The 24224-nt window shown below is 68.6% G+C and carries 22 protein-coding genes and 1 tRNA gene; 8 read left to right on the forward strand and 15 right to left on the reverse strand.

Going from position 1 to position 24224, the window contains the following annotated elements; genetic code table 11:
* Nucleotides 1-85 precede the first annotated feature (85 nt).
* The 4 genes from ABL308_14040 to ABL308_14055 all read left to right on the forward strand — a co-directional run bounded on the left by ABL308_14040 (nt 86) and on the right by ABL308_14055 (nt 3036).
* Nucleotides 86-1135: a DUF2336 domain-containing protein gene (locus tag ABL308_14040; GenBank protein ID XBQ16062.1), complete on the forward strand. Its 1050-nt coding sequence runs from the start codon at nt 86-88 to the stop codon at nt 1133-1135.
* Nucleotides 1136-1171: 36 nt separating this feature from the next.
* Nucleotides 1172-1933 carry an NAD kinase gene (locus ABL308_14045; GenBank protein ID XBQ16063.1) on the forward strand — a complete coding sequence of 254 codons (762 nt, stop codon included), beginning with the start codon at nt 1172-1174 and terminating at the stop codon, nt 1931-1933.
* Between the two features lie 74 nt (nt 1934-2007).
* The gene (locus ABL308_14050; GenBank protein XBQ16064.1) at nt 2008-2520 is read left to right on the forward strand and encodes a response regulator; all 513 of its coding nucleotides are present in this window, start codon (nt 2008-2010) and stop codon (nt 2518-2520) included.
* Between the two features lie 21 nt (nt 2521-2541).
* Nucleotides 2542-3036, forward strand: a complete 495-nt coding sequence (locus tag ABL308_14055) for an Hpt domain-containing protein (protein XBQ16065.1) — start codon at nt 2542-2544, stop codon at nt 3034-3036.
* A 13-nt stretch (nt 3037-3049) separates the two neighbouring features.
* On the opposite strand, the gene ABL308_14060 is transcribed toward ABL308_14055, so the two are convergent.
* The 3 genes from ABL308_14060 to ABL308_14070 form a co-directional block, all read right to left on the reverse strand.
* Nucleotides 3050-4201, reverse strand: a complete 1152-nt coding sequence (locus ABL308_14060; protein XBQ16066.1) for a DUF2336 domain-containing protein — start codon at nt 4199-4201, stop codon at nt 3050-3052.
* 85 nt (nt 4202-4286) lie between these two features.
* Entirely contained in the window at nt 4287-5078 is a 792-nt protein-coding gene (locus ABL308_14065) for a transglycosylase SLT domain-containing protein (protein ID XBQ16067.1), read from the reverse strand.
* Between the two features lie 56 nt (nt 5079-5134).
* On the reverse strand, nt 5135-6298 hold the full coding sequence (locus ABL308_14070; protein XBQ16068.1) for an FAD-dependent oxidoreductase: 1164 nt from the start codon (nt 6296-6298) through the stop codon (nt 5135-5137).
* Nucleotides 6299-6366: 68 nt separating this feature from the next.
* Here ABL308_14070 and ABL308_14075 point away from each other — a divergent pair, with 68 nt between their 5' ends.
* A complete protein-coding gene (locus ABL308_14075; protein ID XBQ16069.1) occupies nt 6367-6753 on the forward strand; it encodes a DUF6491 family protein in 387 nt (128 codons plus the stop codon).
* Here ABL308_14075 and ABL308_14080 read toward each other — a convergent pair.
* The 4 genes from ABL308_14080 to ABL308_14095 all read right to left on the reverse strand — a co-directional run bounded on the left by ABL308_14080 (nt 6750) and on the right by ABL308_14095 (nt 10521).
* A complete protein-coding gene (locus tag ABL308_14080) occupies nt 6750-7394 on the reverse strand; it encodes a hypothetical protein (protein ID XBQ16070.1) in 645 nt (214 codons plus the stop codon). The genes ABL308_14075 and ABL308_14080 overlap by 4 nt on opposite strands.
* A gap of 146 nt (nt 7395-7540) precedes the next feature.
* Nucleotides 7541-9355, reverse strand: a complete 1815-nt coding sequence (locus tag ABL308_14085; GenBank protein XBQ16071.1) for a c-type cytochrome — start codon at nt 9353-9355, stop codon at nt 7541-7543.
* A 139-nt stretch (nt 9356-9494) separates the two neighbouring features.
* Nucleotides 9495-9571, reverse strand: a tRNA-His gene (locus tag ABL308_14090).
* Between the two features lie 125 nt (nt 9572-9696).
* A complete protein-coding gene (locus ABL308_14095; GenBank protein XBQ16072.1) occupies nt 9697-10521 on the reverse strand; it encodes a M48 family metallopeptidase in 825 nt (274 codons plus the stop codon).
* Nucleotides 10522-10719: 198 nt separating this feature from the next.
* Between ABL308_14095 and ABL308_14100 the strand changes: the two genes are divergently transcribed.
* Nucleotides 10720-12810, forward strand: coding sequence for an AsmA family protein (locus tag ABL308_14100; GenBank protein XBQ16073.1), 2091 nt, complete (start codon nt 10720-10722; stop codon nt 12808-12810).
* 124 nt (nt 12811-12934) lie between these two features.
* Nucleotides 12935-14662: a gamma-glutamyltransferase gene (gene ggt / locus ABL308_14105; GenBank protein XBQ17745.1), complete on the forward strand. Its 1728-nt coding sequence runs from the start codon at nt 12935-12937 to the stop codon at nt 14660-14662.
* Between the two features lie 205 nt (nt 14663-14867).
* Here ggt and ABL308_14110 read toward each other — a convergent pair whose 3' ends face one another.
* Nucleotides 14868-15131 carry a helix-turn-helix transcriptional regulator gene (locus ABL308_14110; GenBank protein XBQ16074.1) on the reverse strand — a complete coding sequence of 88 codons (264 nt, stop codon included), beginning with the start codon at nt 15129-15131 and terminating at the stop codon, nt 14868-14870.
* Nucleotides 15124-15609 (reverse strand): hypothetical protein, encoded by a 486-nt coding sequence (locus tag ABL308_14115; GenBank protein ID XBQ16075.1) that lies wholly within the window; start codon nt 15607-15609, stop codon nt 15124-15126. Before ABL308_14115 ends, ABL308_14110 begins: the two co-directional genes overlap by 8 nt.
* 118 nt (nt 15610-15727) lie before the next feature.
* On the opposite strand from ABL308_14115, the gene ABL308_14120 reads away from it, so the two are divergent.
* The gene (locus ABL308_14120; protein XBQ16076.1) at nt 15728-15901 is read left to right on the forward strand and encodes a hypothetical protein; all 174 of its coding nucleotides are present in this window, start codon (nt 15728-15730) and stop codon (nt 15899-15901) included.
* A 586-nt stretch (nt 15902-16487) separates the two neighbouring features.
* Here ABL308_14120 and astB read toward each other — a convergent pair.
* The 6 genes from astB to ABL308_14150 form a co-directional block, all read right to left on the reverse strand.
* Entirely contained in the window at nt 16488-17834 is a 1347-nt protein-coding gene (gene astB, locus ABL308_14125) for an N-succinylarginine dihydrolase (GenBank protein XBQ16077.1), read from the reverse strand.
* Nucleotides 17834-19288, reverse strand: a complete 1455-nt coding sequence (astD, locus tag ABL308_14130) for a succinylglutamate-semialdehyde dehydrogenase (GenBank protein XBQ16078.1) — start codon at nt 19286-19288, stop codon at nt 17834-17836. The genes astB and astD overlap by 1 nt, the downstream gene beginning before the upstream one ends.
* 5 nt (nt 19289-19293) lie before the next feature.
* Nucleotides 19294-20310: an arginine N-succinyltransferase gene (locus ABL308_14135; GenBank protein ID XBQ16079.1), complete on the reverse strand. Its 1017-nt coding sequence runs from the start codon at nt 20308-20310 to the stop codon at nt 19294-19296.
* 10 nt (nt 20311-20320) lie between these two features.
* A complete protein-coding gene (locus ABL308_14140) occupies nt 20321-21580 on the reverse strand; it encodes a hydrolase (protein ID XBQ16080.1) in 1260 nt (419 codons plus the stop codon).
* 9 nt (nt 21581-21589) lie between these two features.
* Nucleotides 21590-22885: a cystathionine gamma-synthase family protein gene (locus ABL308_14145; GenBank protein XBQ16081.1), complete on the reverse strand. Its 1296-nt coding sequence runs from the start codon at nt 22883-22885 to the stop codon at nt 21590-21592.
* A 194-nt stretch (nt 22886-23079) separates the two neighbouring features.
* The gene (locus ABL308_14150; protein XBQ16082.1) at nt 23080-24174 is read right to left on the reverse strand and encodes an OmpA family protein; all 1095 of its coding nucleotides are present in this window, start codon (nt 24172-24174) and stop codon (nt 23080-23082) included.
* Between the last annotated feature and the right edge of the window lie 50 nt (nt 24175-24224).

Genomic DNA, 24224 nt, shown 5'->3' on the forward strand with positions numbered 1-24224 from the left:
CCCGAACGGCCGCTAAAGCTTTGATAACCATAAGACGCGCAGGATGGCTGACCAGTTGCCTTCTGTCTGGACCACGGGGCGACCCATGATCGACGACCTTGCAGAGCCGCCGCGCTCAATCGCCGATCCCGTCCTGCGCGCGGGAGAGAAGGCGCTCAAGCTCACCCATCTTTGCACCTTGCGGCGCTTACCTGAAGGCGTTCGCACGGAAATCGACGAAAGTCTGAAGACGTTCCTCGCCGCCGCGCTGGCCTCGGTCCGGGCCAAGGCCGCGTCGCGGCTGGCCGATTGCGACTGGGCGCCGCCCGAAACGATCCGTTTTCTGGCCTTTGACGATATCGAGATCGCCCGGCCCGTACTCGAGCGCTCGCTGGTTCTGGGCGGGGCCGACCTCGAATCGCTCGCCGATCTCGGCCGCGAGCAGCGCATCGCCCTGGCGCGCCGAAAGACCGTGCCCGCCGGGCTGACCTGCGCCATCGCGCGGCATCGCGAACCTGACTGCCTGCACATCCTCGCCGCCAACGCCGGCGCGCGCCTCAGCGAAGGCGCGGCGCGCGATTTCGCCGCCGTCGCCCGCGCCGACCAGGCCCTGCAGGACGCGCTGGCCGGGCGTGGCGATCTCAGCGCCGGGTTCGCACGGGCGATTTACGCCGTCGCCGCTGAAACCGTCCGGCAGACGCTGCGGACGCGCTGGCCCGACCTTCCAGCGGATCGCATAGAGGATACGGTCCCCGACGCCGCGCCGCGATCCGGCGATCTCGAAGCCGCAGAGCTGGTGGCGAGCCTCGCCCGTCAGGGGCGGCTCTCGGCGGCCGATCTGGTCACAGCCGCGCAGAAGGCGAACATGGCCTTCACCGATCAGGCCGCCTCGCGGCTGTCCGGGGTGCCGGTCGAAGACTGGCGGCGCGCGCTCGAACGCTCCCCGGTCCGCGCCACGCTCCTGCTGTCGCGATCGGTCGCGCTGTCCGCCGAACGCGCCGCCGCGCTCTATGCGGCGATGGCCGAGGCCGGCCGCGGACATGCGCTCGACCCCGCCTCCCTCGCGAAGGCCTGCGAGGAGGTGTATGCCGGGTTTTCGCGCGACGACGCGCGGCGGGCCTTGCACCGGCTGGGCGCAGGCGGTTCAATCCACTGACCTTTCCCGCCGCACAGGCCCTCGCGGAACCCGCCCATGAAATTCGCCTACCATGTCGCAGACCGCGACGACGCCCGGGCCGCCAAGGCGCGGCTGGCCGACCGCTACGGGGAAGCCCCGCTCGCCGAAGCGGACGTGCTGATCGCGCTGGGCGGCGACGGGGTGATGCTCGACGCCCTGCACGCCGTGATGGGACGCAACCTGCCGGTCTACGGCGTCAATTACGGCTCTGTCGGATTTCTGATGAACGAGCCGGACGGCGAGGATCTGCCCGATCGGCTCTCCCGCGCCGAGAAAGCGCAGATCCGGCCGCTGCGCGCGGTCGGGCGGGCCTGTGACGGACAGACCTTTGAGAGCCTGGCGATCAACGAGGTCTCGCTTCTGCGCGAAACCCGGCAGACCGCGAAGATTAAGATCAGCATCGACGGCAAGGTGCGGCTTGAAGAGCTGTCCGCCGACGGGGTGCTGGTGGCCACGCCCGCCGGCTCGACGGCGTATAACTTCTCCGCCCACGGGCCGATCCTGCCTCTGGACGCGCGGCTTCTCGCCCTCACCCCGATCAGCGCTTTCCGCCCCCGCCGCTGGCGCGGCGCGCTGCTGCGCCATTCCAGCACCGTGCGCTTCGACGTGCTCGAGCCGCGCAAGCGCCCCGTCGCCGTCGTCGCCGACAACAAGGAGTTCCGCGACGCGGAGACCGTCACGGTGTGCGAGGCCTCCGACATCACGCTCACCATGCTGTTCGACGAAGGCCGGGCTTTGGACGAACGCATCCTGGTCGAGCAGTTCGCGACCGAATGACCGCGCGTTTAGCCGCCCATTAAGCAAATTTCCCTAGGGTCGCCGCAGCTGGAAAGCTGCGAGGGAACCCTCCGATGGGCGCTGAAGCGCAAGTCGATCACGCCATGAGCAAGCTGCGCGTCGCCGTCGTCGACGACAACGCGGCCATGCGCGGCATCGTGCGCGCGGTGCTGTCCTCTCTGGGCTGCACGAACGTGTACGAAGCGTCCGACGCCAAGAGCGCGCTCAACATCGTGGCCGCCGAGCGGATCGACATCCTCATCGTGGACTGGAAGATGCGCCCCGTGGACGGGCTGGCTCTGGTGCGCCGCCTGCGCGATCCAGAGAAGAGCCCGAACCCGTTCCTGCCGATCATCATGCTGACCGCCTACGCCGAGCCATCCAAGGTGCGCGAGGCGCGCGACGCGGGCGTCACCGAATTCATGGTCAAACCCTTCGCCGCCGAGGCGCTCTACAGGCGCATCGCGGCGATCGTGAACGCCCCGCGCCCCTTCGTGCGCACCAAGATGTTTTTCGGCCCCGACCGGCGGCGTTCGGAGATCGACTTCTCCGGACCCGAACGGCGCGTCGACGCCCCGATCTCGTAACGAAACCGCCTGGAGACCGACATGGCCCCGCGTGAAAAACCGATCGAAATCATCAACCCGCCCAACATGTTGAAGGTGAAGGTCGGCGGCAAGCTGCCCAGTGCGGACCAGGCCATGATCCAGCGCGCAGAGACCGCGCTCAACAATCTCAAGACCGAATTCGCCGACTGGCTGGGCGAGGAAGTCGCCAAGCTCGAAGCCTGGATGAAGTCGGCCAAGACCGACGGGCTGCAAAGCGAGGCGGGCGAGGCCCTGTTCACCACCGCGCACGATCTGCGCGGGCTGGGCACGACCTACGAGTTTCCGATCATCACCCGGATCGCAGCCTCGCTGTCCAAGCTGATCGAGACCGAAGAGGATCGCGGCCGCGTGCCGATGAGCCTGGTCGAAGCCCATGTCGGCGCGATCCGCGCGGCGATCATCCAGAACATCCGCGACGAGAAAGACCCGATCGGCGCTCAGCTCGCCGAGGAGCTGGAAACGCGCGTGGTCGCTCTGGTCGGCGAGCGGAAATAGCGGCGAAGCGGCCTCAGGCCGCGCCGCGGCGTTCGGTGGCGAGCGCGGCGGCGTCCATGTCCAGACGATCGAGGATGTAGTCGAGCTCGCTCTCCGGCGCGCCCTGGAACTGGGTGAACACCCGTTCCGCCAGCCGCCGCCGGAAGAGAACGATGTCCCGCGCCCCGCCCGGCCCGATCTCCAGCGAGCGCCAGGCGTCAATCCCCGCCCTCACCGCCGGCAGGATGCGCTCGGGCAGCCCGGCCCGGCGGAACACCGCGTCCAGCCCCAGCGGGCCGGCGTCGTGGACCAGAAGCCAGGCCTTGGCGTGATCGATCTCCGCCAGCTCGGCGATGCAATGCTCGAAGAAGGCCATATGGCCGCGGAACAGCGCGCGCAGCATCAGCGAGGGCGTCAGCCGGCCGCTCATCTGCAGCTGCTGGACGAAGCGGCGCGGATCGGGGCTGAGCCCGGCCTGCTCGACCAGATCCACCGTGGCGCGCTCGCGGGCGCCTTCGGCGAGCTCGACCGCCAGCGACGCGGGCAGAGCGTGGCGATGCACCAGCCGGGAGATCGCCTCGTCGGAAATCTTTGAGATCAGCTTTTCGGTGACCGACAGCGGCAGCGCGCTGCGCTCGATGAAGCGTTCGAGCACGTCGGGCCGGTCGGTGAAGCGCCGGATCGCGGCGTCGTAGCTCGTCTCGTTGAACCGGGCGCCGTCATTGGCCGCAGCGGTTGAGACCGCTTCTGGCGCGCCGCGTTCGACGATCGCGTCGACCACTTTTTCAGACAGCGTCTCGCGCGAGGCGACTGCGATCTGCCGCGATGTCGCCGCCTCGCCGATCAGGGCGACCAGGTCGGCGTCCTCGAGCACAGGCGAGCCGGCGATCACCGGCACCGCGACGCTGTCGACGTCGGCGATCAGGTGCCGGGCGACGTCCGCCGGCAGATGCGGCGAACGCTGCAGCGTCACCGCCAGCGCGCGGCGAACCATTTCGGCGGCGTCGCGCGCGAGCACGCGCACGATCTCCGCGCCGATCGCGCGTTCGGCGTCCGACAGCTCGTCCGAGGCGAAGCGGGCGCAGACCTTGCGCGCGGCCAGCGCGCGGGCGTCGGGATCGGTCTGGTCGATGAGCCGGGCGATGTCGGCCTGGCTCAGGCGGGCGCGGAGGGCGGTCACGGACATCGGCGAGTTCCTTGCGGTCTGGCGCTGGACTGAGGGTGCGCCCGAGGTGTTAACGCCCGCTTGAGCGGAAGGCTTAGCGGCTCGTTCACCCTTTGCGGCGCGCCGGGTCGGGCGCGTCGAGCGAAGCGAGCAGTTCCACCAGCGCCGGGGTCAGCACCCCTGCCCCGGCTCCGAACGGCTTGTAACCGCCCGCCTGGACGTCAGGCGATTTCGCGACGGCCTCGGCCGCCGCGCGCGCGAGCGCGACGGTTTCCGGCGCCTCGACGGGCCCTGCCTCGCCGGTGAGACGGGCCAGCAATTCAGCCGCGGTGACAGGCCGTCCGCCGGGGCGGAAAACCGGCCGGTTCGCCGCAGCCGCTTCTGGAAACAGGGTGTCGGCGCGTACGCCGGGATCGGCCTGCACCGCGTTGATCAGACGCGCCGCGCCGCCCGCGCCCAGGAAATGGGCGGCGTAAAGCTCTCCGGACGTCGGCTCGCGGCCGATCGAAGCGCGCAGGCGCTCGGCGTTTTCAGCGGCCAGCTCGCCGGCCATGGCGGCGGCCGCTTCAGGATCGAAGCGCAGATCGAGCGCGGCCTGGCGCAGCGCGGGGTCGGCGATGTCGAACCGGCCGTCAGCCCCGCGTTCGATGGACTTGGCGAGCTCGGCATGGCCGTGCTTTGCGCCGTGGCGCGACAGCATGCCCAGCCAGGTCTGCTCGATGAACTGGAAGAGCCCCGAAGCGGTGGAGGTGCGCGCCTTCGCGCCGGGGTCGAAATTGCTCTCGCGCTGCGCGGTGCGCATCAGATAGTCGAAGTCCGCGCCGGTGGCGCGCGCGGCGGCCTCGATCACGCGGCGCGGCGAGAAGCTGGTGTCGGCGGCTGAGGCGATCTCTGACATGGGGACCCGAATCGGTTGCCTTCCAGCAGCCTCGCCTCGCCCTCGATAATCTTCGGTTAACCGTGCGCGACAACCGCAGCCAGCGCAGGCCGGGCCGGAGAGAACGGCGCGGCCCAGTCCGGCGCATCCCCCGTTCTGGCGATCGCTTCGACCGCCTCTGCGATCGCAGGCGCGAGAAGCACGCCGTTCCTGTAAGCGCCGGTCGCCGCGATCAGTCCCGGCGCGGCCTCCCCGATCACCGGCATGGCGTCCGCCGACATCGGTCTGAGCCCCGCCCAGCGTTCGAGCACCGGCACCGCGGCGAGCCCGGGCGCCACCGCGCGGGCGGCCTCGACCAGACGCTCGATCGCTGCGTCGTCGGTGTCCAGGCTCGCCTCGCCCGGCTCGCTGGTCGCGCCGGCGAAAAGCCGGCCTCCGGGCTTGGCGGCGAGATAGATCGAAAAGCCGCGCACGATCCGGTTCGGCGCGATCGGCCGGCCCGCCGCGAAGGCGGCCATCTGGCCCTTGACCGGGACCATGCGGACGGTGTCCGGCGCGCCCTCGATTCCGTCCGCCCCGGTGGCGAGCACGACGAGGTCGGCGCCGATCTCCCGGCCGTCGTCGAGCGCCAGGCCCGTCACGCGGCCTGCGAAGGTCTGAAGCTTCACCACGCGCGCTTTGAGGATGTCCCCGCCCGCGAGCCGCACCGCGTCGGCCAGCGCCGGGCCGAGCGCGCGATTGTCCACCTGCCCGTCGCCGGGAAATTCGAGACCGCCGAGCGTCGGCGCGAGGCCGGGCTCGCTCGCCGCCACCTCCTCTGCGGTGAGCCGCCGCGCGGTCACGCCCAGCCGGCGCGCGCGATCGAGCAGCACGGCGAGGCGTTCGCTCTGCTCTGCAGAAAACGCCGGCACGAGCGAGCCCTTGCGCTCATAGCCCAAAGCGTCGCTCGAACCGCCGATCCTGACCGCGCGCTCCGCCCAAAGCGAGGCCGCCCGGTCCGCCAGCCCTGCGAAAGCCTCGGCGAGCGCGTGATCCTCGGCGGTCTCGGCGATCGCTTCGAACCCGCCTGCGAGCATGCCGCCCGAAGCGGCCAAAGCGCCGCGCCCAGGCTCGGCCGGATCGGCGATCACCACCTCGTGGCCGGCGTCCAGCAATCTGAGCGCACAGAACAGCCCGGCTGCGCCTGCGCCGGCCACCGCGATGCGAAGCGGGGCTTTCGTTGCTATATTAGAGCCGTGCATGCGTGCTTTCGAACCGAAGGGCCGGAAGGGCGTTGAGGCACACATAGAGGCAATGGAAGGCCATTCCCATGGCGAAGACTGTTCCCGCACTCCTTCTGGCCGCAGCCGCAGGGCTGGCCGCCGCCGCGCCGTCCGCGGCGCAGGAGACCGAATGCGTGACGCTGCGCGGCGTGAACGGCTATCAGGTCATCGACGACCGCCATCTGGTGCTCACAGGCGGCGCGAGCCGTTATTATCTGGTGACGACCCGCTCGCGCTGTTCAGGCATGAGCTTCGGCGCCCAGATCGGGGTGAGTTTCGCCGACAATGTCCGGCTTTGCCCGCCCATGGTGGAGTACGTCATCCCCGATGACGGCTGGCGCTGCGCGATCGACACCGTGGTCGAGGTGGACTCGATGGAAGCCGCAGAACAGCGCGCCGCCGAGCAGAACGCCGCCCGCGAAGCCGAAGGCTAGGCGCCGGCCACCGCTACGGCGGTGACGGGCGGGCCTTCAGCCGCTTCGCCGCGTTCGAGCGGCGCCTTGCAGTCTGCAAGGAAGCGCTCGCCGTCCGCCTCGCCGCCGCCGGTCCAGGACCGCGCGAGCGTGCGGGTCCAGAATTCCGTCATCTGCGCGCGCCAGCGCTGGTCGGCGTCCTCGCCGGCCCGCGTGCAGCTTTCAAGCGCCGCCTCATAGACCTCGGCCAGCCAGTCGATCGTCGCGCGCACCTCATCGAGGCGCGCACACGCCGAGCGGCCCGCCCCGGCCTTGCGCTCGCCTTCGCGCAGCGCGGACAGATGCCGTCGGCTCAGCGCCACGCTGCCGCGGTCCGCGCCGACCTGACCGGTCTCGGGGACGATCTCGGCGAGCTGGCAGGCGAGCTGCCGGCCGAGCCTGAGATCCTGACGGATGCGCGCGAGCTTGGCGGGCTGCGATTGCAGCCGCCGCCGGTCCTGCCAGGCGCGGCCCGCCTCTTCCAGCGTGCGCCAGAGCGCCCCGCGCCGGCTTTCATCGATGCGGTGACGCGCGCACAGCGCCGTCACGTCGGCTTCGGTGTAGATCGGATCGTCGTCGAGAATGACGAACGTCGTCCGTCCCTGATCCTGCAGGCGCGCCATGCCGCCCTCCCCGTTCCAGCCGACTCGCTGACGCCGACCGTGCAGGAATGATGACCGAGTCGTTAACCTTTTAGAAAGCCCGCGCCGGGCCTCGACCGCGACCCGGTTGTGGAAAACCGCGCCGGACGCGCGGTTCTCCATCCCCCTCACCGAGCCCCGCGCTCGCGCGCGCTCGCCACGTCCGCATCGCTCATCGCCGAGCCGTCGGTGAAGCGCGCGCGCGACCAGTTCAAGAGCGCGGCGAGTTCGTCGTCGTCCAGCGTGTCGGCGTAGGCGGGCATGACGTTGGCCCAGGTCCCGCTTTCGGGAAGGCCGTAGAGCACCGCGAAGGCGAGGTCGACCGGCCGGCCGGCCAGCAGGCGGGAGTCGTGAAGACTGGGTGCGAAGCCGGGCACGCCGCGCCCGTCGCGCTGGTGACAGGCGGCGCAGTGCAGGGCGTAGAGCCGCTCGCCCAGCGGCGCGTCCATCGCCAGCGAGGCGAGCGTCAGCCCGGTCGCATACGGCCCGACCGGGCTGGGGTCGAGGCTGACCCGCCGCGCGGCGCGATCGGCCAAAGCCCTGAGATCGGCTTCGGCCACAGCATCGCCTTCATAGGTGATCCGCCAGATCTTCAGCTGCTTCTGGTCGCCCAGATACATCGCCCCGTCAGGCCCGAACGCGATCCCCTGCGGCGAGTGCGCGCCGTCGTAACGCGAGGTCGGAAACGGCAGATCGGCGGGATAGTCCGCCGGCCGGACGCCCTCGAAATCGTCTGCGAAGACGACAGGTTCTGCGGCGAGCTGGCCCTCATGGGCGGGCACGAACACGACCCGGTAGCCCGATTGCGGCGGAAACGGGTCGCGCCCCCAGCCGCCCTTGAACACGACGAACACCCCGCGCCGCCAGATGTCAGGAAAATCCGACGGGCCTTGCAGGATCTCCGAGCCGAACGGCGCCCAGTGACCGGGAAAGCCGTAGAAGGGCTGCTTGCCTTCCTCGGAGCGGTTACGCCCCGGCGTGGGATGGTCGGGCGGCTCGTATTCGGGGTTGGTCCGCACTTCGCCGACCTCGTGGTCGTAATACGTGTACGGCCAGCCCAGATCGTCGCCCTCGCGGATGAGATGAAATTCCTCGCTGGGCAGTTCGGCGTCGTCACGGGGGGTGAAGTGTTCAGGGAAGTACCGGTGCAGGAAGTCCCGCCCGTGGCTCGCGCCGAACAGCCCGCCATGCTCCTCGCTCCAGACGATCTCGAGCATGTTGCGTACGCCGGTCGCCCAGCGCTCGCCGTCGTTCTGATGCTGGTTCGGCGTGGCCGCATCGAAGCGCCAGATGCCGGCCTGGCGCTCGAGCTGCGGGCACGGGCGCTGGCCTGGAGAGCCCTTGGTGCGGCGCTGCTCCATGCAGGCGTTCGAGGGCGCGCCGACCATGACGTAGAGATTGCCGTCATTATCGAACGCCATCGGCTTCCAGGGGTGCTCCCGGCCGTTGTTCAGAAAGCCGTGCACGATGCGTTCGCGCCGCCCCGAAGGCGTCAGATCGCCCGGCTTGAGCGCCCAGCGATAAACTTCGGTCCGCGATGAAGCGTAGAGCCATTCCTGGCCTTCGGCGTCGATATGAACCTCGACATTGGAGCCTTCGAACCCGCCGAACCGCTCTTCGAGATCGGCGACGCCGTCGCCGTCAGTGTCCTTCAGCGCGACGATCCCCGGTCCGAACCAGCCGCGATCGCGCTTGATGACGTAGAGCACGCCCTCGGAGCTGACGTCGAAAAAGCGCTGCTCTTCAACACCCTGATTGAACACCGTCGCGCGGAAGCCCGGCGGCAGGGAGAACCCCAGATCGGGATGAGGAACGAGCGGCGGCTGTTCGATCTCGACCGCGCCCGTGGGCCGCGCGCCCGCGTCCGGCGCGTCCTGGCCGAGCGCAGGACTGGAAAGCCCCAGCAAAGCGGCGGCGAAAACGCTGCGTCCGGAAAGCTGCATGATCGCCGGCCCGCGATGCGAATAAATCCCATTCGCACGCTAGCACGGCACGCGATTTCGGCAAGACACGGCGGGCCGCTTCGTGTCGGCGGAGCTTTGATGCGAGTCACGGCCCGGGGCGAGAGCGGGCGCATCCCGATGGTACCGCCTCCCCGGTTCGAACGGGGGACCTCTAGATCCACAATCTAGCGCTCTAACCAACTGAGCTAAGGCGGCGCGCCATCGGCACGGTCGAGGACGGGCGCGGGGGCCCGCTCGACAGGGCGCGGAACCTAGCTCCGCCGAAGGGCTCTTGCAAGACGGCGCGTGCGGGCTATCGCACCCGCACGCCGGGCCGGGGTTCAGCCGACCTGATAGCCCTTGTTGCGCAGGATTTCGACGAGCTGGGCGATGCGCGTGCGGTCCGAGGGGTGGGTGGAGGAAAACTCCGGCGGTCCGGACTGGCCGGCCTGCGCGGCGGCCTGGGCCTTGTTGGTCCAGAAGCGCAGCGCCTCGATCGGATCGTAGCCCGCGCGCTCCATGTAATCGATGCCGAGCCGGTCGGCTTCGAGCTCGTGCTCGCGCGAGTAAGGAAGGATGACGCCGTAGACGACGCCGGTCCCCAGGATGCGCGACCAGGCTTCGGGGTTCTCGACCCCCGCCCCGCCCAGCGCGATGTTGGCGATGCCCAGGCCCACCCCGGCGGTCGCCTGACGGCGGGCGCGCTCTGCGGCGTGGTTGCGCGCAAGGTGACCCACCTCGTGGCCCATCACGGTCGCCAGCTGGTCGTCGTTCGCCATGGTCTCGAGAATGCCGCGATAGAAGGCGACCTTGCCGCCGGGCAAGACCCAGGCGTTCTGGGTGTCGGAATCGAAGACCACGAACTCCCATTCGTACTGGGTGAGCCCCGAGGCCGGCACGATCCGCTGGCCGACGCGCTCGACGCGGCGGCGCAGGGCCGGATCGCGGCTGACGGGCTGCTCTGACAGCGCCTCCTGCCAGGCCATGGAGGAGGCCTGCAGGATCTGCTGGTCGGAGACCAGCGCCTCGGCGAAGCCGCCGCTGGCGCAGCCGGAAAGGCCGAGCGGGATGACCGTGCCCGCCGCCAGGCCGCGCAGAAGCTGGCGCCGGCCCATATCCACCCGCGGCAGCGTATCGAGTTGGTCTTGTGATAGCTTGATCGTCATCGTCCCAGCCTCTCTGTTCGGCCCGCTTCGCCTCGTGTCATGCGGTTAAGCACACGTCCGGGCGCGCGGTTCCCGATTTTTCCCCGTTGCGGCGCGCTCAGGGCTTAACGCGGCGCGCCGTCGAGGCCATCATTCTGACACGCCGATAAGCTGACGTCACCGTTACGCTCGGCTCGATGCGTGGTGGGAGTGTTCTGCATGCGCCGCATTCTGATCGTCTTTCTCGTCTTGGCCTTCGTCCTGATCGGCGTTGCGCTGGTGCTTCCTTCGCTGATCTCCGACACGGTGCTGCGCGAGCGCGCCGAGCGGGCGGCGAGCGAGGCGCTGGGCCGGGAGGTCGTGCTCGCCGGCGATATCGGGCTGCGGCTGCTGCCGCGCGCGGAGATCACCGCCAGGGATGCGCGCGTGGCCAACGCAGAAGGCTTCTCCGCCGAGCCCTTCGCGCAGATGAACGAGTTGCGGCTGGCCGTTCAGCTCGGCCCGCTTCTGTCGCGCAACGTGGTGATCGACGAGTTCGTGCTGGTCGATCCGGTCATCCGGCTTGAAAGCCGCGGCGCGGCGAACAACTGGACGCTCGGCGCGCCGTCTGACGGCGCCGCGCCTGCGACCGGCAGCGAGGAAGGCTTCCTCCGCCGCCCCGGCGCGCTTCCCTTCGAGGCGAGCTTCGGCGACGTGCGCATCGAGAACGGCACGGTGCTCTACACCGCCGACGGTCAGGACCGCCGCATCGAGGGGCTCGACGTCGCGCTGTCCATGACCTCGGTCGACGCGCCGATCGCCATCGAGGGCGCGTTCGACGCGGACGGCTTCCCGATGCGGTTCGAAGCCGGGCTCGGCTCGCTGCGCGGCTTTTTCGAGGGCGCGGAGACGCCGGTCACGATCGAGCTGGTGGGCGCGCTGGCCGACATCAGCTTCGACGGGCGCTTCCTCGAGAGCGAGACGCTCGATTTCTCTGGCCGGGCCGACATCGCCCTGCCCTTGCGCCCGCTGGGCCGCTATCTCGGCGCGGATCTGCCCGAAGGGGAGGTCTTCCGCACCTTCACCGCCCGCGCCGCGGTCGCCGGCGCGCCGGGCGTGCTCAGGCTCGACGGCGCGCAGGTCCGGCTCGACGATCTCGAAGCGGCGGGCGATCTGGTCCTGCGCCATGACCGGGTGCGGCCGCTGATCACCGGCGCGCTGCGCACGCCGATGCTCGACGTCACGCCCTACATCCCCGCCGACAGCGCCGCAGGCTCGAGCGGAAACGAGGGCGTCAGCGAGTGGAGCGACGAGCGCATCGACTTTTCACCGCTCAGGACGATCGACGCCGATCTCGACATCGCGGCGGCCCGCTTCAAGGCGCGCGACATCGAGGCGCGCGACATCGATATCGACCTCACCCTTCAGAACGGCCGACTGACCGCGGACATGAGCCGGTTCTCGCTTTACGAAGGCGCAGGCCGGGTGCTCGCCCGGCTCGACGCCTCGCGCGACACGCCGAGCTTCGCGCTGGACGCGCGCATCGACGCGCTGGACGCGCTGCCCTTCCTTGAGGCGGCGGCCGGGTTCGACCGGCTGCGCGGGATCGGCGCGGTCAATCTCGATCTCACCGCGAACGGCGCGAGCCCGGCGGCGATCATGCAGTCCTTGTCCGGCGAGGGCGCGTTCAGCTTCGCCGACGGCGCGCTGGTGGGCGTCAATCTCGCCCAGGTGATCCGCACCGTGCAGCAGGCGGTGGAGACCGGCTCCCTGCCTTCTGGATTCGCCGACAGCGCGGAGACCGATTTCACCGCGCTGACCGGCACGGTCGCGATCCGTAACGGCGTCGCGCAGAACCCCGATCTCTCCATGCTGAGCCCGCTTCTGAGGGTTCAGGGGCAGGGCGCGGTGAACCTCGCCGAACAGCGTATCGACTACCGGCTCACCCCGCGTGCGGTCAGCTCGATCACCGGTCAGGGCGGCGATTTGAACCTTCAGGGCCTCGCCGTGCCGGTCCGGCTTCAGGGTGGGTTCAACGACGTCTCGGTCTCCATCGATTTCGAACAGGTCGCCCGCGATCTCCTGCGCGCCCGCGCCGGCGATCTCATCGGCGGCGATGTCGGCCGCGCGCTCGGCGAAGGCCGCTCGCTGGAAGAAGCCGCAGGCGATGCGCTCCTGAACGCTCTGGGCGGAAACCGCAACGAGGAAGAGACCGCCGAGGACCAGAATCCGGCCCAGCGCCTTTTGCGCGGCCTGCTCGACCGGCGTCGTGAACGTCCGTCCGAAGAGCCGCAGCAGGACGGTGAAGGCGAAGGCGGCGGGGGCGGCTAAGGCGCCGTTTTGACACACGGCTCCGGCGCCCTACTCTCCCCCGCGACCGCGCCGCCATGAGAGCGCGGACCTGCGCGAGGGGACACACATGGTACGCACCGCCGCGATCATCGCCGGAGCCGTTATGGCCTTTTCAGAATTCGGAGCGCCCGTCGAGGCGCAGACCCGCTATCCCGGCGACCGGGTGAGCGGCGATCACTTCGCCACGCGCTCTCCGGTGATCGGGACCGGCGGTATGGCCGCGACCGCTCACCCCCTCGCCTCCCAGGTGGCGCTGGACGTTCTGAAGGCCGGCGGCAACGCGGTGGACGCGGCCATCGCGGCGAACGCGGCCATCGGGCTGATGGAGCCGGTGGGCAACGGCATCGGCGGCGATCTCTTCGTGATCATCTGGGATCCCGAGACGAAACAGGTCTACGGGCTGAACGCCGCGGGCGCTTCGCCGCAGAATCTCTCCTACGACCAGCTGGTCGAGATCGTCGGCGAGGACGGCTCCATTCCGCCGCTCGGCCCGCTGCCGGTCTCCGTGCCCGGCACCGTGGACGGCTGGTTCGCCATGCACGAGCGCTTCGGCTCGATGCCGATGGATCAGATCTTGGCGCCCGCGATCTCCTACGCCGAGAACGGCTTCCCGGTGACCGAGACGATCGCGTACTACTGGGACCGCAACATGGCGGCGTTCGAGCGGCGCTCCGACGAGCTCGTCGAGCTCGATAACGCCCGCGCGACCTACTACACCGAGGACGGCGACGCGCCGCGCGAAGGCGAGATTTTCAGAAATCCCGACCTTGCGAACACCTTCCGCCTCATCGCAGAGGGCGGCCGGGACGCCTTCTATGACGGCCCGGTCGCGCAGACGATCGACGCCTACATGCAGCGCATCGGCGGCTATCTGCGCTACGAGGACTTCGCCGCGCACCGTTCGGAATGGGTCGATCCGGTCAGCGTGAACTATCGCGGCTACGACGTGTGGGAGCTGCCCCCTCAGGGCCAGGGCATCGCCGCGCTTCAGATGCTGCAGATCATCGAAGGCTTCGACATCGCGTCCATGGGCTTCATGAGCGCCGAGGCGATGCACGTGATGATCGAGGCCAAGCGCCTCGCCTTCGAGGACCGGGCGCGCTTCTACGCCGATCCGGACTTCTCCAGCACCTCGGTGGAGGCGTTGATCAGCGAGGACTACGCGGACCAGCGCCGCGCGCTCATCTCCATGGACGCGGCGATGGAGAGCGTGCCCCACGGCGATCCTGCGATCCTGGAGGACGGCGACACCACCTATCTCACCGTCGCTGACGGCAACGGGATGATGGTCAGCCTCATCCAGTCGAATTACCGCGGGATGGGTTCCGGCCTGGTGCCTGACGGTCTCGGGTTCATGCTGCAGAATCGCGGCGAGATGTTCAGCCTCGACCCCGACCATCCCAATGTCTACGCGCCCGGCAAGCGGCCCTTCCACACCATCATCCCTGCGATGATGACAAAGGACGGCGAGGCGGTGCTGAGCTTCGGGCTGATGGGCGGCGCCATGCAGCCCCAGGGCCATGTGCAGATCGTCACCAACATCGTCGATTTCGGCCTGAACGTGCAGGAAGCCGGCGACGCCGCGCGCTGGCGCCATGACGGCTCGACCGAACCCACCGATCCGGTCACCTCGCAAGGCGGCAAGGGCGTGGTGCTGGTGGAAAGCGGCGTGCCGCAGGCCGTCCGCGAAGCACTCGAAGCGCTCGGCCATGTCGTGCAGGACGGCGACGGCGGCTTCGGCGGCTATCAGGCCATCCGCCGCGACCCCGAAACCGGCGTGCTGTTCGGCGCCAGCGAAATGCGCAAGGACGGCGCCGCTCAGGGGTATTGAGCGGCCTCCACCCCACCCCCGCCCTTCGGGAGGACCCTCCCCATCAAGGGGAAGGAGTGGCGTGGGCGATTTTCAGAACCGTCGCGCCAGACACCGCCCCTAATTCCCTCCCCCTCTGTGGGGAGGGTGGGCCGGACCGCAAGCTCCGGGCCGGGTGGGGACAGCGCCGAGGTCTGCAAAAGATGGCGCGCACCAGCGCTGAGCCTCAGCCTTGCTCGCCGGTCTTTCGCGTGTCCTGCCGAATGATCTCCGACAGTGGCTTGAACGGTTCCAGAGAGAACAGTGTCTCAACGGGCACCTCAAACAGCCTTGCAAGCTTTAGCGCGACTTCGAGCGAGGCGTTATACACACCGCGCTCCAGATAACCGATTGTCTGGAAGTTCACGTCTACCGCCGCAGCCACTTCCTTGCGAGACATCCCCCGCTCGGTGCGAAGCAGTGCTACCCGATTATAGACTTTCTCAGACATCGTCATGGTCATCGGTCAGGGGTGTGAGCGACCACGCCATGAGCGCGGTTGGGAGGCTGGCTCCCGCGAGCAAGACAAAAGACAGCCCGAGCATGAGAGCGCGCGCCTGAAAAAGCATGTCGTCGGCTGTAATTGCATTTGCCGAAACAAACTCGTTCCAGAACAAGCCGATAAGGATGGCGATCAGGATCAGCACGGTCATGCACGTGCGTGTCATGGCGATCCGCGCGGCTTCGAGGCGCATTGGATCCAACGATTTCACCCAAGGCTTCAGGTTCAGGCTCTTCTGGATGTAATCGCCCGCAAACCACGACACGAGCGTGTAGACGACCAGGATCAGCCAGGCCGCTCCGGTCAAAGTCGCCGCCTGGGTTGCGCCAGCGCGTCCACCGAAATGCCAGCTGACAATGCCGACCAGATGAACAAGCAGCGCTAGCGGGACGATCAGTCGCGCGACCCAGAGAGGTAAGAGGCTCATAGCCGGATCCGATCCAAGCTGGTGTGTTGACAACTCGGTTTGTTATATATACACAACATTTCGAATTGCAAGCCTGTTGATTAGGGAGGTTACTATGTCAAGGCGGTTCTGGGGATGGATGAGCCTGTTGCTGGCTGCCGCCGGTGCGTACACGCTGATCGCGGGGTTCCTCGGTGACGACGGCTACTCGGCTCCGGAAGGTGCGGTCTTGCTGGTCTTGGCCGGCGGCGCCTTCTGGCGCTATTGGATCAAGCGAAGCAACGACGCCGAAAAAATTTCGGCAGACGCGTAAAAAACTGAAATAAATCGATCCCGCCCCCCCCCAAGTGGCCGCGCGCACGCCTCTGAGCGAAGAGGCGTCCTGACGCGACGTCGATGTGGGTTCGCGAGCGCGCCTGCATGCAGACCCCGCCGCCCTACGATCCTCACCCCACCCCCGGCCTTCGGCCGGACCCTCCCCATCAAGGGGAGGGAGTTGCGGTTCAGCTTTACGATCCGACGTTTCCGATGGTCCAGCGTCTTACTCCCTCCCCCTCTGTGGGGAGGGTGGATCGGCGCGGAGCGCCGAGACGGGTGGGGGAGCGCCGAGGTCTGCAGGTCTCAGCGCTCTACGATCCCCACCCCACCCGTCCGCTTCGCGGACACCCTCCCCATCTAGGGGAGGGAGTTGCGTTGAGCTTTTCGCTCTGAGGTCCCGGTTATCGCAGCGCGTTACTCCCTCCCCCTTCGTGGGGAGGGTGGATCGGCGCGAAGCGCCGAGACGGGTGGGGGAGCGCCACGGTCGGCAGATCTAAGCGCCCTACGATCCACACCCCACCCCCGGCCTTCGGCCGGACCCTCCCCATCAAGGGGAGGGAGTTGTGCGGGTGGTGGGTCTTCTACGCGTCCCGCTGGAACGGGTAGAAGTCCGAGCCCAGGCCCATGATCCCGGTCAGGGCGTCCAGCGCCGCGCGGCTTTCATCGACCAGGGCGGGATCGCCGAGATCTTCGGGGCGCATCTCTTCGCGATAGTGCCGCTCGGCCCAGTCCGACAGGCGGGTGTGAAGGTCGTCCTCGAGCCAGGCGCCGGGATGGACGGCCTTGCGCTGATCTTCGTCGAGCACGACCCGAAGCCTCAGGCAGGCCGGCCCGCCGCCATTGCGCATGGACTGGCGCACGCCGGCGTATTTCACCTCGCCGATCGGCGCGTTCGAAGCAGTCATGCGCTCGCAATAGGCGCGCGTGCTCGCCGTCTCCCCGGTCTCCTGCGGGGCGAGCAGGACCTGGCGGCCCTTGTCCGGCCAGATCAGGAGCTGGGAGTTGAAGATGTAGGACGTGATCGCGTCGCCGATCGGCACCTCGTCGGCGGGCACCATGACGAAGACCGGTTCGAACAGCCCGTCCGCAGCCCGGCGGATAGCCTCGAGCGCGGCGTCGGTGTCCTCGAACGCCAGCTCGTGGAAGAACAGGACCGGCCCGGTGCCCACGCACACCACGTCGTTATGAAACGCGCCCGCGTCGATCGCCGCGCGCGACTGGCGGATGAAAACCGTGCGCTCCGGGTCGAGCCCGTGCCGGCGCGCGATCGCTTCGGACGCCTGTTTCGTCTGACGGGCCGGGAACTTACCGGTCCAGTCCTCGAACGCGTCGCGGCCGTAGACGAACAGCTCCACACCCTTCGAGCCGTGATCGGCGCAGAGCCGGACATGGTTCGCTGCCCCCTCGTCGGCGAAGCTCGACTGATGGGGCAGCTCATGGTGGATCGCGAAACGCTCGCGGTCGGGAAAGATCCGTTCAAGCGCACGGTGCGTCTGGAAGCCCTCGATCGAGCGGTGCAGCGCGGTGATGAGATTGGCGGGCGTGAAGTGCACCCGGCCGTCTTCGGTGTCCGCGCCCGGGCTGACCGTGGCGGCGTTCGCCGCCCACATCGAGCTCGCCGAGAGCATGTTCAGCGCCAGCGCGGGTTCGGCCTTATAGGCGCGCTCCCACACCTCGCCGTCGGTGCGGCCGGTGAAGCCAAGCGCCTTCAGCCCCTGCACGTAAGGCCGCTCCTGAGGCGGCAGCAGGCCTTGGGCGAGGCCCGCATCGGCGAGCGCCTTGGCCTTGTTCAGCCCTTCGAGTACGGCCGCGCGCGGGGCTGCGACCGAGCCCTGGTTCTTCGCGCTCGCCAGATTGCCCGGCGCGAGGCCGCCATAATTGTGGGTCGGTCCGACGAGCCCGTCGAAATTGGCTTCCACAGCGCTCATCAATCCAGCCCTTTCACCGCCATGCGCTCAGCCTTCGGGCTGGCCTGCGTCGCCACCGGATAGGCGCAGTAATCCGCCGCATAGTACGCGCTGGGGCGAAGATTGCCCGACTGGCCCGGCCCGCCGAACGGCATGGTCAAGGCCGCCCCTGTAGTGGGCCGGTTGCGGTTCACGATGCCCGCGCGCGATCCCGCCCAGAAGCGCTTCCACAGATCGTCGTCGTCGCTGACCAGCCCCGCCGACAGCCCGTAGGCGGTATCGTTGGCGAGCCTCAGCGCAGCGTCGAAATCGGACGCGCGGCGCACCTGAAGCAGCGGCCCGAACACCTCTTCGTCCGGGGTGTCGACGCCCTCGACGTCGATCAGGCCGGGGCTGACGAAGGCTTCGCCCGCGTCATGACGCGCCGCGGCGACGATCGCCTTCGCGCCGCGCTTCAGAAGATCGTCCTGCGCGGACAGCACGCCGCGCGCGGCGTGCGCGCTGATCAGCGGCCCCATGAAAGGTTCGGGATCGCTGGTGTAGGGGCCGATCGGCAGTTTCGGAATCGCCGCAGCGATCGCCTCGATCACCGCATCGCCCGCCTCGCCCGCCGGAACGATCAGCCGCCGCGCGCAGGAGCAGCGCTGACCGGCGGTGATATAACTCGACAGCACCGCAATGCGGGCCGCCGCTTCGGCGTCCTCGGCGTCCCAGACCACCAGCGGATTATTGCCGCCCATCTCCAGCGCGAGCTGCACGCCGGTGCGGCCGGCGAACATCTTGTGGATCATCGATCCGGTGTTCCAGCTGCCGGTGAACAGCACGCCGTCGAGTTCGGGATCGCCGAGCGCCGCCGCGCCCGTCTCGCGCGCGCCCTGAACGAGATTGAGCACGCCTTCAGGCAGGCCCGCCTCTTCCCACAGCTTCACCATCAGCTCGCCGACCGCCGGGGTCAGCTCGGAGGGTTTGAACACGATCGTATTGCCCGCCAGCAGCGCCGGGATGACGTGCCCGTTGGGCAGATGGCCGGGGAAGTTGTACGGGCCGAGCACGAACATCACGCCCAGCGGCTTGTGGTCGAGCACCTGCTCGCCGAACTCGGTCTCGGTATGGGTGCGTCCGGTGCGGTCTTCATAGGCCTTGATCGAGACGCCGACCTTGGCCGCCATCGCGCCCGCCTCGCCCTTGGCCTCCCAGAGCGGCTTGCCGGTCTCGCGCGCGATCAGAAGGCCGATCTCGTCCTGGCGCGCCTTGACCAGCTCGCCGTATTTTTCAGCCACCGCCCGGCGCGTCTCGAACCCTGCGAGCGCCCAGTCCGCGAAAGCGCTGCGCGCCGCGTCGAACGCCGCGCGGACATCGTCCGGGCCGGCGGCGGCGCCCTGCCAGACCGTCTCGCCGGTCGCGGGATCGTGAGAGGAGAACGGGGCGAGCGCGCCGGCGCGCCAGGCGCCGCCGATAAAGGCCGAATGGGTCATGGGGTCTAGTCCCTGGTCCAGATCCGGACGGTCTGGCCGGTCGTCACGTCGAGCGCGCGCCGGGCCTCTTCGTCGAGCGCCGCCGCGCCGTCCGCGCCGAGGCCGACCTCGGCGTGCACGCAGCGATAGTCCGCGATCCGGTCATTGCTGACCAGCGCGCGGACGCGCTCGCCCTGCGGCGCGCCGGCGACCGTCATCAGCCGGCTGTCGCGCAGGGTGGCGACCTCGTCGGTCCCGCAGGAGACCAGCGGGCCGCCGTCGAAAATGTCCACATAGCGCTCATAGCGGAAGCCTTCCTGTTCGAGGAGCTTCAGCGCGCCCGCGCCATGGGGATGGGTCTTGCCGATCACCTCGCGCGCCGGTTTGGGCAGCAGGTCGAGATAGATGAGATGGCTCGGCATGAGGTCGAGGATGAACTGGTTGTCGGTCGCCGCGCTCAGCCGGTCGGCCTCCTCGAAGGTCATCCGGAAGAACGGCCGGGTGACATGCTCGAAGAAGATCGAGTCGCCGTGCTCGTCGACCACGCCGCGAAGCTCGGACAGGATCCGCTGGCCGAAGCGCTTGCGGTCGGCGGCGACCAGCATGTAGCGCGCCTGCGCCACCAGCCGCCCCGCCCCCGTGCCGCGCAGACCATCGCGCACGAACAGCGAGCCCACTTCGGTGGAGCCGGCGAAATCGTTGACCAGCAGCATGGCGTCCATGTCGAAGCGGCGATCGGCTTCCTTGCTGGCCTGGGCGAAGGTGAAGATCTTGAAGTCGAAATACGGCTTCTTCACCCCCACCATCGCCTTCACCGCGCTGGTGCCCAGCACCTTTCCGGTCTCGCTGTCCTCCAGCATCAGCTGGTAGGCGCAGTCGCTGGGATCGGTCAGCCGGCCGTCCCAGGCCTTCTCGGAACTGACGAGCTTTTCGTTCAGCGCCTCGTCTTCGAGCGCCAGCGAGGTGAAGCCCGGCCCGGCTGCGCGGGCCAGCTCCACGAACGCGTCATGATCGGCCGCACGGGCCGCACGCACCACCAGCATGACTGTCTCCTCAGGACGACGCGGCGAGCGCCCGGGCTTCGGCAGCGTCGAAACGACCCCGCGCGAAGGCCATGAGCATCACAGCGGACAGACGCGCGCGCTCGGCGAAGCTCGACAGCTTCGCGATCTCGCGGTCGGAATGAATATCGGCGCCGCGGACGCCCAGCGTGTCCACATTGGGACAGCCCGACGCCCACAGATTATTGCCCTCGCACACCCCGCCGGTGTCGTTCCAGCGGATGTCGAGCCCGATCGCCGCGCCCGCCTCGCGCGTCCATTCGAACATGCGCAGATTGGACGGGCTCATCGGCTTGGGCGGGCGGGTGAAGCCGCCATGCAGATCGGCGGTGATCCCGTCGCGGGCGTTCACCTCGGCGACGATCTTTTCGATCTCCGCCTTGGCCCAGGCCGCGTCGTCCTCGGTCTTCACCCGGCAATTGAACCGGCAAATCCCCAGATCGGGCACCACGTTAGGCGCGCCCCCGCCGTCGATGCGCGAGACGTTGAAGGTCACGTGCTCGCGCCGGCCGTTGAGATCATCGAGCCTGCGGGCGAACTCGGCGGCGGCCACGATCGCATTGCGGCCCAGATGATGCTCGCGGCCCGCATGGGCGGCGCGGCCGCGGCAGCGCAGCGCGAAATTGCCCGAGCCCTTGCGCGCGCCGGCGAGCGAGCCGTCCGCCAGCGCCGGCTCGTAGGTCATGCCGACATGGGCTCTCGAGCCGAGTTCGGCGAGCACCGGGCCCGAGCCCAGAGAGCCGATCTCCTCGTCAGGGCTGACCAGCACGGTCCAGCCGACGCGGTCCTTCCACGGGCTGCGCTCCAGCGCGAGCAGGCCGTGCAGCATGACCAGAAGCCCGCCCTTCATGTCCGCCACGCCCGGCCCGTTGATCGTGTCCGCGTCGGTGAGCCGCCAGTCCTCGAACCCGCAGCCCTTGGGAAACACGGTGTCGTGGTGACCGGTCAGCACGATCTGCACCGGCGCGTCAGGGCGCATCACCGCCTTCATGGACGGGGTGTAGGCAACCTCGCTCACCTCGCCGTCGAGCTCGACGGTGGTGGAGGGCTGAAGCTCGACCGCCTCGATCGCCGCGCCGGTCTCGGCGAAAGCCTCGCCCAGCGTGGCGCGCATGGTCTCGAGCCCGTCAGCGTTACGGCTGCCAGAATTGATCAAAGACCAGGCCTTCACCTGATCGATCATGTGGTCGGCGCGGCCGTCCACCCAGTCCAGTATCGTCTTTTCCTGTTCGTCCAGCGCGAGCGCGGTCATGCAGGGTCCTCAGGCTTCGGCCAGGGCTTGTTCGAAGTCGGCGATCAGATCCTCGGGGTTCTCGATGCCGATCGAGACCCGGACAAGGCCCGGCGTGAAGCCCAGCCGCTCCTGAAGCTCGGCGTCCACTGCGGCGTGGGTCGTCGATCCCGGATGGCAGATCAGCGATTCCGTACCGCCGAGGCTGACCGCGAGCTTGATCACCTTAAGGGCATTGAGCATGCGGAACGCCGCCGCCTGGCCGCCCTTGACGTCGAAGGCGAAGGTCGAGCCGTAGGCGTTCTCGCCGGACTGGCGGTGATGGACCTCGTAATCCCGGCTGCCCGGCTCGAGGAAGCCCAGATAGCGGACTTTCTCCACTTTCGGGTGCTCGGCGAGATATTCCGCGACGACGCGCGCGCCCTCGAAGGCGGCGGTCATGCGAAGCTTCACGGTCTCCAGCGACCGGGCCAGCATCCAGCACGTGTTGGGGTCGAGATTGGTGCCGATGCCCGAGCGCAGCTTGCGCACCGGCTTCATCATCGCGCTCGAACCCATGGCCGCGCCGCCTATCAGGTCGGAGTGCCCGCCGATATATTTGGTGAGCGAGTAGACCACGATGTCGCCGCCCTGGCTGAGCGGAGTCTGGCCGATCGGGCCCAGAATGGTGTTGTCCACCACCACCGGCGGGCGATGGCCCTGCTTCTCACCGATCTCGTCGGCGAGCTTTTTCATCAGGTGCAGGTCGACGACCTCGTTGGTCGGGTTGGTCGGCGTCTCGCAATAGATCACGCCGATCCGGCCGAGCTTCATCGCCGCCTCGACCGCCTCGCGGATCTCGGACTCGCTGGCGCCGGCGAAGAAGTCCGCGCTCTTGATGCCGTATTGCGGCAGAATCGCGCGGATCAGCGTCTCGGTGCCGCCATAAAGCGGGGTGGACTGAAGCACCACGTCGCCCGAATGGGCGTGCGCCATGATCACCGTGGAGATCGCGCTCATCCCCGAGGAGAAGACCAGCGCGTCTTCCGCGCCGTCGAACAGGGTGAGCCGGTCTTCCAGCACCTCCATGTTCGGGTTGTTGAAGCGCGAATAAAGAAGGCCCGCCTGCTCGGGATCGCCGGCCTGCGCCCGGCCGCCCATCACCCGGAAGAAGGCGGCGCCCTCCTCGGCGGTGGCGAAGGCGAAGGTGGAGGTCTGGAAGATCGGCGGCTTGATCGAACCTTCCGACAGCTTGGCGTCGAAGCCGTAGCTCATCATGAGCGTTTCGGGGCTCAGGGCCCGCTCGCCGAGGGCGCGCTTGCGATAGGGCGTGTCGGGCTTGCTCATGATCGCGATCCTTCAATGACGAAAGCGCGGCGGCCGGTGAAGACCCCGCGGAAATTGGGAACACGGGCTTCTTGCTCCGCCCGCAAGCCGGGGTCAACCCGGCCGCCGGACCGCGCGCAGGGCGGCGGCGGCAAAGAAAACGGCCCGGCGCTTTCGCACCGGGCCGCCTTCATTCGTCGATGTGTCGACCGACCTTAGCGAAGGTCGATGTTCACTTCCGCACGACGGTTGAGCGGCTCGCGCACACCGTCCGGCGTCTCGACCTGCGGACGGCTTTCACCGAACGCGTTGAGGTCGATGGCCGAGGCGGGAACGCCGAGGCGCACCATCTCGTCGCGGACCGCGCGGGCGCGGCGCTCGGACAGACCCACGTTGTAGGACGCGGGGCCCGAACGGTCGGCGTGACCGGCGATCTGGACCGAAGCCACGCCGCAGGAGCGAGCCTGGTTCACAGCCGCGTTGATCGCGTTTTCCGCCTGGTCGGTCAGGTTCGAGCGATCCCACTCGAAGTAGACCACGAAGCCGATGTCTTCGCACTCAGGCGCCGGCGGAGGCGGCGGCGGAGGCGGAGGCGGCGGGGGCGGCGGGGGCGGCGGAGGCGGCGGCGGGGGCGGCGGCGGAGGCGGCGGAGCCGCGAACATGTACCGCAGGCCCAGCCAGGCCTCGTGGTGGCCCATGCTGTCCACGTCCAGGTTCGGATCGTAGTTGGTTTCCGAAACGCGGAACCAGCGATACTCGGTGTCGAGGATCAGGTTCTGCGTGAGGTTCCAGCCGACGCCCGCGAACAGCTGATACGCCAGAGCGTTGTCGCTGTCGTCGATGTCGCGCCAGCGCGGATCGGCGGTCCCGGTGTTCGGGATCGGGCGGCTGCCCGTGTTCCAGCCGGCGGCCGAGATGCTGGATTCGACCCAGCCGATGCCGGCGCCGACATAGGGAGTGAACCAGGAGCTGTAATTTTCGAAGTCGTAGATCAGGTTCAGCATGCCCGACCACTGCTGGAAGTCGGAGTAGCTGTCTTCGAAATTACCAACCGCGCCGGTGTCGGTGTAGCGGTGAGCGAGTTCGCCTTCCATACGCCAGTTGCTCGGCCATTCGTAGCCGATGGCGAGACGTTCGCGCAGGTCCGCTTCACCCTGGATTTCACCATTCAGAGCGCCGGAGACATCGGTGTCGCCGGGCGCGCCATAGCCGAGAGCGCCGCTGAGGTACCAACCCTCGTCCGCGACCGCCATGGACGGCGCGGCGAGAAAGGCCCCGACGGCGGCGGCCGTGAGAAGCCGTTTCTTCATTCCTAATCCCCCTCCGGGCGTACGCCCTTCGTGTGAGCAATTAATGGACG

Origin of the sequence: Oceanicaulis sp. (assembly GCA_040112665.1) — a bacterium.
Classification (GTDB): Bacteria; Pseudomonadota; Alphaproteobacteria; order Caulobacterales; family Maricaulaceae; genus Oceanicaulis.